The 11,188-nt window shown below is 71.5% G+C and carries 11 protein-coding genes; 2 read left to right on the forward strand and 9 right to left on the reverse strand.

The features are described from left to right. Positions 1–31: 31 nt before the first annotated feature. The 9 genes from ACFO6V_RS15120 to argC are packed head-to-tail and all read right to left on the reverse strand — an operon-like array spanning position 32 to position 9,353. On the reverse strand, positions 32–586 hold the full coding sequence (locus tag ACFO6V_RS15120; protein WP_377136633.1) for a uridine kinase family protein: 555 nt from the start codon (positions 584–586) through the stop codon (positions 32–34). Next, entirely contained in the window at positions 583–2,124 is a 1,542-nt protein-coding gene (gene argH / locus ACFO6V_RS15125) for an argininosuccinate lyase (RefSeq protein ID WP_377136634.1), read from the reverse strand. Before argH ends, ACFO6V_RS15120 begins: the two co-directional genes overlap by 4 nt. Further along, the gene (locus ACFO6V_RS15130) at positions 2,121–3,350 is read right to left on the reverse strand and encodes an argininosuccinate synthase (RefSeq protein WP_116674675.1); all 1,230 of its coding nucleotides are present in this window, start codon (positions 3,348–3,350) and stop codon (positions 2,121–2,123) included. The genes argH and ACFO6V_RS15130 overlap by 4 nt, the downstream gene beginning before the upstream one ends. 53 nt (positions 3,351–3,403) lie before the next feature. Further along, the gene (locus ACFO6V_RS15135; protein WP_377136635.1) at positions 3,404–3,922 is read right to left on the reverse strand and encodes an arginine repressor; all 519 of its coding nucleotides are present in this window, start codon (positions 3,920–3,922) and stop codon (positions 3,404–3,406) included. Continuing rightward, positions 3,922–4,851: an ornithine carbamoyltransferase gene (gene argF, locus ACFO6V_RS15140; protein WP_377136636.1), complete on the reverse strand. Its 930-nt coding sequence runs from the start codon at positions 4,849–4,851 to the stop codon at positions 3,922–3,924. The genes ACFO6V_RS15135 and argF overlap by 1 nt, the downstream gene beginning before the upstream one ends. Beyond that, positions 4,848–6,158 (reverse strand): acetylornithine transaminase, encoded by a 1,311-nt coding sequence (locus ACFO6V_RS15145; protein WP_377136637.1) that lies wholly within the window; start codon positions 6,156–6,158, stop codon positions 4,848–4,850. The genes argF and ACFO6V_RS15145 overlap by 4 nt, the downstream gene beginning before the upstream one ends. Then, positions 6,155–7,081, reverse strand: a complete 927-nt coding sequence (gene argB / locus ACFO6V_RS15150; protein WP_377136638.1) for an acetylglutamate kinase — start codon at positions 7,079–7,081, stop codon at positions 6,155–6,157. The genes ACFO6V_RS15145 and argB overlap by 4 nt, the downstream gene beginning before the upstream one ends. Then, complete coding sequence (gene argJ / locus ACFO6V_RS15155) at positions 7,078–8,274, reverse strand: bifunctional glutamate N-acetyltransferase/amino-acid acetyltransferase ArgJ (protein ID WP_377136639.1); 1,197 nt, start codon at positions 8,272–8,274, stop codon at positions 7,078–7,080. Before argJ ends, argB begins: the two co-directional genes overlap by 4 nt. Continuing rightward, a complete protein-coding gene (argC, locus tag ACFO6V_RS15160) occupies positions 8,271–9,353 on the reverse strand; it encodes an N-acetyl-gamma-glutamyl-phosphate reductase (protein ID WP_377136640.1) in 1,083 nt (360 codons plus the stop codon). The genes argJ and argC overlap by 4 nt, the downstream gene beginning before the upstream one ends. 166 nt (positions 9,354–9,519) lie before the next feature. On the opposite strand from argC, the gene ACFO6V_RS15165 reads away from it, so the two are divergent. Continuing rightward, a complete protein-coding gene (locus tag ACFO6V_RS15165; RefSeq protein WP_377136641.1) occupies positions 9,520–10,143 on the forward strand; it encodes a hypothetical protein in 624 nt (207 codons plus the stop codon). A 394-nt stretch (positions 10,144–10,537) separates the two neighbouring features. Continuing rightward, entirely contained in the window at positions 10,538–11,116 is a 579-nt protein-coding gene (locus tag ACFO6V_RS15170) for a hypothetical protein (protein WP_377136642.1), read from the forward strand. Positions 11,117–11,188: the final 72 nt, after the last annotated feature.

Genomic DNA, 11,188 nt, shown 5'->3' on the forward strand with positions numbered 1-11,188 from the left:
GACGTCCGACCGGACGAGCGGCAGGCGCCGACTACGGCGTGAGCTCGCCGAAACCGTCCAGGCGGACGTCCGCGCGGACGCGGGTGCTCTCTCGCTCGTAGTGGGCCGCCTCGTCGGCCATCCAGCGCAGCCAGTGCTCGCGGGCGTCGTCGCCGTCGCGCTCCAGACCGCGGCGCAGCCGCTCGACGTCGTCCGCCTCGACCCAGATGCGGAACGCGCCCAGCGCGTCCACCTGGCGCGCCGCCGCGCCGCACCCCTCCACCACGAGATGGGTGGACGGCGGGACGTCGTGCCACTCGGCCCAGTCGTCCTCCACCCAGTCGTACCGCCGGTAGCGGACGGGCTCCCCCGCCGCCAGCGGGTCGAGGACCCACCGGCGCAGGTTGGCGGCACCCGCGTCCGGGCCGCCTGCCCAGCCCTCGTAGAGGTCGTCCATGTGGACCACCGGGGCCTCGAACGCGTCGCCCAGCTGGGCGGCCAGCGTCGTCTTGCCGGAGCCGGCCGGTCCGTCGACGCACACGAGGCGCGCGTCGGCGGACCGGATCCGGCTCAGCAGGTCGCCGAGCACGGCGGGTGAGACCGTCACGGCTGGGCCCAGAAGCGGTACTCCGTGGAGCGCTCCTTCGCCTGCTCGATCTGCTCCCGGACGCGCACCGGGGCGGTGCCGCCCACGGCGTCGCGCGAGGCCAGCGAGCCCTCTACCGAGAGGACGCCGCGCACCTCCGGGGTGAGGTGCTCCGAGATCTTCGCCAGGTCCTCGTCGGACAGGTCCCACAGCTCGATGCCGCGGGCCTCGCACTCCTGCACGCAGGAACCGGCCACCTCGTGCGCGACCCGGAACGGGACGCCCTGCCGGACGAGCCACTCGGCGATGTCGGTGGCGAGCGAGAAGCCCTGCGGGGCGAGCTCCGCCATCCGGTCGGTGTCGAAGACCATGGTCCGCACCATGCCCGAGAACGCGGGCAGCACGGTGGTGAGCGTCGCCACCTGGTCGAACACCGGCTCCTTGTCCTCCTGCAGGTCGCGGTTGTACGCGAGCGGGAGGCCCTTGAGCGTGGTGAGCAGGCCGGTAAGGTCGCCGATCACGCGGCCGGCCTTGCCGCGCGCGAGCTCGGCGATGTCCGGGTTCTTCTTCTGCGGCATGATCGACGAGCCCGTCGAGTACGCGTCGTCCAGCCGGACGAACCCGAACTCCTTGGTGTTCCAGAGGATGACCTCCTCCGCGATCCGCGACAGGTCGACGGCGATCATCGCGGCGACGAACGCGAACTCCGCCGCGACGTCGCGCGAGGCGGTCCCGTCGATCGAGTTCTCGACCGGCCCGCCCTCCAGCCCCAGGTCCGCGGCGACGGCCGCCGGGTCCAGCCCGAGGGACGAGCCCGCGAGCGCGCCGGAGCCGTACGGCGACTTCGAGGCGCGCACGTCCCAGTCGAGGAAACGGTCGACGTCGCGCAGCATCGGCCAGGCGTGCGCGAGGAGGTGGTGCGCCAGCAGGACCGGCTGGGCGTGCTGCAGGTGGGTGCGGCCCGGCATGGGCGCGTCGCCCGCGGCCTCCGCCTGGGCGATCAGCTCGTCCACCAGGTCCAGGAGCTGCGCGGCGATGGTCCGCGCCTGGTCGCGCAGGTAGAGCCGCACGAGCGTGGCGATCTGGTCGTTGCGGGACCGGCCCGCGCGGAGCTTGCCGCCCAGCTCGTCCCCGGCGCGCTCCAGCAGGCCGCGTTCGAGGGCGGTGTGCACGTCCTCGTCGTCGAGCACCGGGAGGAAGGCGCCGGAGGCGACGTCCTGCTCCAGCATGTCGAGGGCGTCGATCATCCTGGCCAGCTCCGGCTCGGTGAGCAGGCCGGCGCCCGCCAGGACCCGGGCGTGCGCCTTGGAGCCGGCGATGTCGTAGGGCGCGAGCCGCCAGTCGAAGTGCGTCGACTGCGAGAGCGCGGCGAGCTCCGGCGACGGGCCGCCGGCGAACCGGCCGCCCCAGAGGGCGACCTTCTCGCCGGAGTGCGCGCCGACGGTGCCGGACGACGCCGGCTGCGCGACGCCCTGCCCCGCAGCATCGTGACCCGCGACGTCCTGGCCCGGCGCGTCCTGCCCCGCCGCGTCCTGGGGTGTGCCGTCGTGCTCCGTCACAGCGCCCCGACCCCCAGGTCCACGCCGTTGCCGAACTTCTCGTCGCGCGCAGCGGCGAGCTTGGCGGTGAGGCCGTAGATCTCGATGAACCCGCGGGCCTGCGACTGGTCGAACGCGTCGCCCTCGTCGTAGGTGGCGAGGTTGAAGTCGTAGAGCGACTGCTCCGAGCGGCGTCCCGTGACGGTGGCCCGGCCGCCGTGCATGACCATGCGGATGTCGCCGGAGACGTACTTCTGGGTGTCGTCGATGAAGACGTCGAGCGACTTCTTCAGCGGCGAGAACCACATGCCGTCGTAGACGAGCTCGCTCCAGCGCTGCTCCACCTGGCGCTTGAACCGGGCCTGCTCCCGCTCGACGGTGACGTTCTCCAGCTCCTGGTGCGCCGCGATGAGCGCGATGGCACCGGGGGCCTCGTAGATCTCGCGGGACTTGATGCCGACGAGGCGGTCCTCGACGATGTCGATCCGGCCGACGCCCTGGGCGCCGGCGCGGCGGTTCATCTCCTGGATGGCCTGCAGCGGGGTGACGGCGACACCGTCGAGCGCCACGGGCACGCCCTGCTCGAACGTGATGATGACCTCGTCCGCCACGGGCGGGAACGTCGGGTCGTCCGTGTAGGAGTAGACGTCCTTGGTGGGCTCGTTCCAGATGTCCTCGAGGAAGCCCGTCTCCACCGCACGGCCCCACACGTTCTGGTCGATCGAGAAGGGGTTCTTCTTCGTCGTCGCGATCGGCAGGTCGTGCTTCTCCGCGTAGTCGATGGCCTTCTCGCGGGTCAGCGCGAGGTCGCGCACGGGCGCTATCGACTTCAGATCGGGCGCGAGCGAGGTGGTGGCCACCTCGAAGCGGACCTGGTCGTTGCCCTTGCCGGTGCAGCCGTGCGCGACGGTCGAGGCGCCGAACTGCCGGGCCGCCGCCACCATGTGCTTCACGATGACCGGCCGGGAGATGGCCGAGACCAGCGGGTAGCGGTCGAGGTACAGGCCGTTGGCCCGCAGCGCGGGCATGCAGTACTCGTTGGCGAACTCGTCGCGCGCGTCGGCGACGTACGCCTCGACGGCGCCGCAGTCCAGCGCGCGCTTGCGGATGACGTTCATGTCCTCGCCACCCTGGCCGACGTCGACGGCCACGGCGACCACCTCGGCCCCGGTGGCCTCAGCGATCCAGCCGATGGCGACGGAGGTGTCCAGGCCGCCCGAGTAGGCGAGCACGACGCGTTCAGTCATGATTGACGATCTCTTTCCGGTGGTGGTGTGTCAGGTGCGATTGTGAAGTGTTATCAGGTGCTCAGCGCGAGGAAGCGGCCCGCCAGCGCGGCGCCGTCGGCGTCCCGCGCGATGACGAGGATCGTGTCGTCGCCGGCGATGGTGCCGAGCATCCCCGGGAACACCGAGTGGTCGATCGCCGAGGCCAGCAGGTTCGCTGCCCCCGGCGGGGTTCGGAGGACGACGAGGTTGCCGGACGACTCCGCGGAGACCAGCAGCTCCTTGGCGAGCCTGGTCAGCCGCGCGGACAGGTACTCCTCGCTCGCGTCCGACTGCGTGCTGCGGTCCCCGCCCTCACCCGGGACCGCGTAGACGAGGGTGCCGTCCGAGCCGCGCACCTTCTCGGCCTGCAGCTCGATCAGGTCGCGCGAGAGGGTGCCCTGCGTGACGCTCACGCCGTCGGCCGCCAGCGCCTCGGCCAGCTCGGCCTGCGAGTGGATGGCGTTGCGCGTCACGATCTCGGTGATCCGGGCGTGCCGGGCCGCCTTCGTCGTCGCGGTCGTCGCGGTGGTCACCGTCTGCTTGATGACCATCAGCCCTGCCCCAGCAGCCAGGTCAGCAGCGCCTTCTGCGCGTGCAGCCGGTTCTCCGCCTCGTCCCAGACGACGGACTGCGGGCCGTCGATAACGGAGGCGGTGATCTCCTTGCCGCGGTAGGCGGGCAGACAGTGCAGCACGAGCGCGCCCTCGGCGGCGCCCGCGAGCAGGTCCGCGCCCAGCTGGTAGTCCCAGAACGGCTTGGCGCGCTCCTCGGCCTCGGCCTCGTCGCCCATCGAGACCCACGTGTCGGTGGCCACGACGTCGGCCCCCGCGACTGCTTCCTCGGCGGACGTCGTCACGGTCACCGAGCCGCCGGTCTCGCCGGCGATCTCGTGCGCGCGGGCGACCACAGCGGCGTCTGGCAGGTAGCCCTCCGGGCCCGCGATCCGCACGTGCATGCCCGCCGTGACGCAGCCCAGCAGGTAGGAGTTGCCCATGTTGTTCGCGGCGTCGCCCACGTAGGCGAACGTGGTGCCGGGCAGCGCGTCGAGCCCGCGGTGCTGCGCCACCGTGAGGAGGTCCGCGAGGATCTGGCACGGGTGGAAGTCGTCGGTCAGCGCGTTGATGACCGGCACGCGCGAGACCGCGGCCATCTCCTCGATGCGGTCCTGGCCGAACGTGCGCCACGCGATCGCGGAGACCTGCCGGTCGAGCACGCGGGTCGTGTCCGCGATGGACTCACGGACGCCGATCTTGGCGAGGTTGCCGTCGACGACGAGCGGGAACCCGCCCAGCTCCGCGATACCCGCCGCGAACGACACCTGGGTGCGCAGCGTCGGCTTGTCCGTGATGAACGCGACCGCACGCGGGCCCTCCAGGGGGCGCCGAGCGAACCGGTCCTCGCGCAGGGCGAGGCCGAGCTCCAGGACCGTCTTCTGCTCGGCGGGCGTCAGGTCGTCGTCGCGCAGGAAGTGGCGGGTCATGCGGAAGGCTCCTTGGACTCGGAAGGGGTCTTGACAGGATCGACCAGCGTCGCGAAGAAGCGGGCGGCCTCTGCGGCCTGGTCCGCGGTCAGGATCAGGGGCGGGGCGAGCCGGATCGCGTCGGGCGCCACGGCGTTCACGATGAACCCGGCCTCCAGCGCCGCAGCGGCCACCTGCGGCGCCACCGGCTCGTTCAGCACGACGGCGAGCAGGAGCCCGCGCCCGCGGACCTCCTTGACGAGCGGGCTGCCGTTCGTCTCGATCTTCTGGCGCAGCTGCGCCCCGATCTCCCGCACGTTGGTGAGCAGGCCGTCGCGCTCGATGACGCCGATCGTCGCGAGCGCGGCGGCCGCGGCGACGGGATTGCCGCCGAACGTGCTGCCGTGCTGGCCGCGGCCCACCAGTCGTGCGGCGGCGCCGTACGCGATCACCGCACCCACGGGGAAGCCGCCGCCGAGGCCCTTGGCGACCGTGACGACGTCGGGCACTATGCCGCCGCCGATCTCCGGCTGCTGGTAGGCGAACCAGGAACCGCACCGGCCCATGCCCGTCTGGACCTCGTCCAGGACGAGCAGCGCGCCGTGCGTGGTGGTCAGCCGGCGGGCGGCCACGAGGTAGCCCGGCGGCAGGGGGCGCACTCCCGCCTCACCCTGTACGGGCTCGACCACCAGTGCGGCGACCTCGCCGCGCTCGGCGATCGCCTGGGGCGAGAACGCTGCTTCCAGCGCCGCGAGGTCACCGAACGGCAGGTGCTCGACGCCGCCGGGGAGCGGCTCGAACGGTTCCCGGTAGGCGGCCTTCGCGGTGAGCGCGAGGGCGCCCATCGACCGGCCGTGGAAGCCGCCCTCGAGCGCAAGCACCCGCGTGCGGGTACCCACGCCGGACGACGACGCGACCCGGCGCGTCATCTTGAACGCCGCCTCGACCGCCTCGGTGCCGGAGTTGGTCAGGAACACGCGTGAGCCCTCAGGGGCCTCGGCGATCCGCAGCAGCGTCTCGGCCAGCGCGATCTGGGCGGGCGTCCCGAAGAAGTTGGAGACGTGGCCGAGCGTGCCGAGCTGGGCGCTGATCGCAGCGGTCAGCGTCGGATGCGCGTGACCGAGCGTGTTGACGGCGATACCGCCGAGCAGGTCGAGGTACCGCTTGCCGTCCGCGTCCCACACGTACGCGCCCTCGCCGCGCACCAGGACGCGCTGCGGCGGGCCGAACGTGTCCATCACCGCGCCCGTGTACCGCTCGGTCCAGGCTGCGACGGAGCCGTTCGCGGACAGGACCGAGCCGTCCTCGGTGGGGATCAGCGTGCTCATGCTGCGGCACCTTCCTTCTGGGCGGACGGGGCGGGAACGACCATCGTCCCGTTGCCTCGCGTGGTGAAGACCTCCAGCAGCACGCTGTGCGGCTGGCGTCCGTCGATGACCGTCGCGGCGGCCACGCCGCCCTCGACCGCACGCAGGCACGCCTCCATCTTCGGCACCATCCCGGACTCCAGGCTGGGCAGCAGCTCGGCCAGCTCCGGCGCGGTGATCCGTTCCACGAGCGAGCCCTTGTCGGGCCAGCTCGTGTACAGCCCCTCGACGTCGGTGAGCACGATGAGCTTCTTGGCGCCCAGCGCCACCGCGAGCGCCGAGGCCGCGGTGTCCGCGTTGACGTTCAGCACCTGGGTGGGGTCGTCCTTGTCGGGCGCGATCGTGGACACCACGGGGATGCGGCCGGCCTGCAGCAGGTCCTCGACGGCGCGCGGGTCCACCTGGACGACGTCGCCCACGAGGCCGACGTCGACGGGCTCGCCGTCGACGACCGCGTGGCGGCGCTCGGCGCCGAGCAGGCCGCCGTCCTCCCCGGACAGGCCGACGGCGACGGGGCCGTGCGCGTTGATCAGGCCGACCAGCTCGCGGCTGACCTGGCCGGTCAGGACCATGCGCACCACCTCCATCGCCTCCGGCGTGGTGACGCGCAGGCCGCCCTTGAACTCCGAGGCGATCCCGAGGCGGTCGAGCATGGCGTTGATCTGTGGTCCCCCGCCGTGCACGACGACGGGCCGCAGCCCCACCTGCCGCAGGAACACCATGTCCTGCGCGAACGCCGCCTTGAGCTCGGCGTCGAGCATCGCGTTGCCGCCGTACTTGACGACGACGAGCGCGCCGGAGAACTCCTGCAGCCAGGGCAGGGCCTCGATGAGCACCTCTGCCTTCTGGTCGGGCCGCAGCCCGTTCACGATGTCGCTGCTCATGTGCTGTACGCGCTGTTCTCGTGGACGTAGTCGTGCGTGAGGTCGTTGGTCCAGAGCGTGATCTCGGCGTCGCCGGCGTGCAGGTCGATGGTGAACGTGACCTCACGGGCCGCCGCCATGTCGACCTTCTCCGGCGGCTCGTAGGCGCCGCCGGCCTTGCAGACCAGGACGCCGTTGACGCTCACGTCGAGCTCGGCGGGGTCGAACGGCGCGACCTCCTCGGGCACCGTGCCGACCTGCGACAGGATGCGGCCCCAGTTGGGGTCGTTGCCGAACACCGCGGCCTTGACCAGGTTGGACCGGCTCACGGCGCGCGCGACGGCGAGCGCCGCGTCCTCGGTCGTGGCGTTCGTGACGGTGATCGCGATGTCGTGGGACGCGCCCTCGGCGTCGGCGATGAGCTGCCGGGCCAGGTCGGCGCAGATGGCGGTGACCGCCTCGGTGAGCACGTCGAGGTCCGGCGTCACGCCGGAGGCGCCCGAGGCCATCAGGACCACGGTGTCCGAGGTGGACATGGCGCCGTCGGAGTCGACGCGGTCGAAGGTGACCCGGGTCGCGGCGCGCAGTGCGGCGTCCGCTGTCTCGGCCGGGACCGACGCATCGGTGGTGATCACGCACAGCATGGTCGCCAGCGCCGGGGCGAGCATGCCGGCGCCCTTGGCCATGCCACCGACGGTGAAGGTGCCGGACGGCGTCTCGACGGTGCGCACTGCGGTCTTGGCCACGGTGTCGGTGGTCATGATCGCTGTGGCGGCGGCCTGCCCCGCGGCGGCGTCGGCCGCGAGGGTGTCCACCGCGACGGGGATGCCTGCCAGCAGCTTGTCCGCGGCCAGGCGGACACCGATCAGGCCGGTCGAGGCCACGAGCACGTCGATCGCGCCGATCCCGAGCTCGTCCGCTACCTTCTCCGCGGTGGCGTGCGCGTCCTGGAACCCGCCAGGCCCGGTGCACACGTTGGCGCCGCCGGAGTTGAGCACCACTGCGCGCGCGGCGCCGTCCTTGACCGCCTGACGCGACCACATGACCGGCGCACCGACCACGCGGTTGCTCGTGAACACGGCGGCGGCGGTGTGCTCGGGGCCGTCGTTGACGACAAGGGCCAGGTCCGGCGTGCCGGAGGCCTTGAGGCCTGCGGTGACACCGGCGGCTCGGAACCCCTGCGCTGCGGTGACCCCCGCTGTGGTGTCGGTCATGGCGCGACTCCTTCGGTGATGAGGCCGGCGGTCTCCCGCAGGCCGAGGGCGAGGTTCATGGACTGGATGGCGGCGCCGGCGGTCCCCTTGACGAGGTTGTCGATGGCGGTGATCGTGACGACCCGGCGGGCAGCGGCGTCGACCGCCACCTGCACGCACGCCGTGTTGGCGCCCAGCGTCATCGCGGTGCTGGGCCACTGGCCCTCCGGGAGCAGGTGCACGAACGGCTCGTCGGCGTACGCGGCCTCCCACGCGGCGCGGACCTGCTCCGGGTCGACGCCCTTGGCGAGCGGGGCCGTCGCGGTCGCGAGGATGCCCCGCGCCATCGGCACGAGCGTGGGCGTGAAGCTGATGGTCACCTCGGGCGCGCCGGCGGCCCGCAGGTTCTGCTGGATCTCCGGGATGTGCCGGTGCGTGCCGCCCACCGCGTACGGCTGTGCGGCGCCGAGCGCCTCGCTCGCCAGGAGGTGCGGCTTGAGCGCCTTGCCCGCGCCCGAGTAGCCGTTGGCCAGCACGGCGACGATGTCCGTCGGCTCCACGACGCCGGCCGCGACACCGGGCTGCAGGCCGAGCGTGACCGCCGTGACGTTGCAGCCGGGCACCGCGATGCGGCGCGCGCCGGCCAGCCTGTCGCGCTGACGGGCAGCGGTGGCGACGTCGGCACCGGGCGCCTCTGCGTGGATCAGCTCGGGCAGGCCGTAGGGCCAGGTCCCGGCGTGCGCCGAGCCGTAGAACTGCTCCCAGTCGCTCGCGGACTCCAGCCGGTGGTCGGCGCCCAGGTCGATGACCAGGACGTCGTCCGGAAGCTCGGCCGCGACCTTCCCCGACGCGCCGTGCGGCAGGCCGAGCAGCACCACGTCGTGCCCGCCCAGCGTGTCCGGCGTGGTGGGCTCCAGGATGCGGTGCGCGAGGCCGCGCAGGTGCGGCTGGACCTCGCCGAGGCTCGACCCGGCGTTCGAGTGCGCGGTGAGCGTGCCGATCTCGACGAAGGGGTGGGCCGCGAGGAGGCGCAGGGCCTCCCCTCCCGCATAACCGGACGCGCCGGCGACGGCGACTCGGATGAGCTGGCTGCTGGACATATTCCGTACTATACATAGTTATGCAGTGCTGTCACAGTCGGCGGACACCGGTTCCGGCCGCTGGGCCACTCCGGCCGGGCGGGTGAATCCGTGACAGACCCATCCGGGCCAAATACGCTGCGGGGGCGCAACCCGCGTGCCTGCCCCGAGAGGACTGCCAGAACACATGGCTCGCCCGAATCTTCCGACGTCTGCCTTCGGCGTCATCGCCTGTACCGCTCTAGCGGTTGTCCTGTCTGGCTGCAGTGGCCAGAGCGACGCGCCGGCGTCGGCGTCCCCGGCCGCATCTGCATCCGCGTCCGCGTCGCCTACTGGGTCACCGACGCCGACGGATCCGGCCGAGGCCGCCAAGCAGGAACGCATCGCCGACGCCCTGCGCCGGTACGAGGAGTACCTCGAAATCGACGAGAAGCACCAGAAGGCCGGCACCCACGGCTATGAAGACGTCGCGCTCTACGTCGGGCATCCCGACATTCACTCAAACGAGCAGATGAAGTGGGACTACATCGCCGAGCACGGCATCAAGATGGTCGGTGACCGGAAGCCGATCGTCTCCGTTGTCGATGCCAGGTATGACGGGAACCCGCTCGCCAACACCGTCAGCGGTCATCGGGTACACCTTGACCTGTGTGTCAACGCAACCGGATTCGAATTCGTTGATGCAGGTGGGGAGGTCGTTCCGGTGACCGATCCCGGCCCGGACCAATCCGTCCTGAAGGTCGTTATGCAGGGTCAGCCTGGTGAGCAGTGGACGATCAACAAGATCACCTCTACGAAGAAGTCGTGCTGAGGTGCGGCGCTCAGCCCCCGTCAACGCGCTCCGGACGCTCGCGCTGCTGACCACCTGCGGCGTAGCGGCGCTAGCGCTGGCACTCACCAGCACCCCGGCGGCAAGCGCTGGTGCAAGAGCCGATGCACCTGGGCAAGACACGGGAAGCTGTGGGCCAGCAGGCTTTCAAGGGTGGTTCTGCGAAGGCGAACAAGGCGGATCCTCGGGCGACGCGTCTGCCGGTGGGACGGCTCCCGTCAAGGGCAGTGAACCGGTCTGCCGGGAGGGCACCAGGGAGGTCCCCTGCCGCGACGGCAAGGGCGGCGTGTGGAACGGACGCTGCTACGCGTCAGTCGTTGATCCACCTCCGGCCAAGACAGACCCCATCTGGGAGGGCCGCGGCAAGGGCGTCATCATGACCTGTGTCCTGCGGATCGAGGCATGCGACCAGTCCGCCGGAATCCACCTGCCCGCTGAGGACTGCGTGCAACGGTGGTGGACGCCCGTTCCCGAGGGCAGCGTGAACGTCGAGCAGATCGCCCGCGAAGCCTTCGCCGAGGCCAACCCGACCGCGATCCCGATCGGCATCGTGCCCGAGAACAAACCAGGCCGCGTCGGACTGGTCGGGATGCCCGTGTGGATGTGGGTACACGAACCAGGCATCCAGACCGTCGGACCGCTGGTCGCTACCGCGCCCGCAGGCACCGCGACGGTGACCTCGACCGGACGAGTAGCGAGCATCGACTGGAACATGGGCGACGGGACCACCGTGACCTGCCAGGGCGCGGGCACCCCCTACCAGGACAGCTTCGGCAAGAAGGAATCTCCGGACTGCGGCCACCGCTACGAGAAGCAGGGCAACCCCTACACCGTGACGGCCACGTCCCACTGGGTAGTCGACTGGCACGGAGCAGGCCAGTCCGGCACCTTTACGTTGGACCTCACCAGCGAGACCCAGATCGTCGTCGGCGAAGCCCACGTCATCACGCAATAGGAACTGTGGAAGACGAGGCGGGAATTGGCTATGGCCCGGGCGAATACCCGTGCTGGGAGAGGTGTGGTTCGT

Origin of the sequence: Promicromonospora alba, assembly GCF_042654905.1 — a bacterium.
GTDB lineage: Bacteria > Actinomycetota > Actinomycetes > Actinomycetales > Cellulomonadaceae > Promicromonospora > Promicromonospora alba.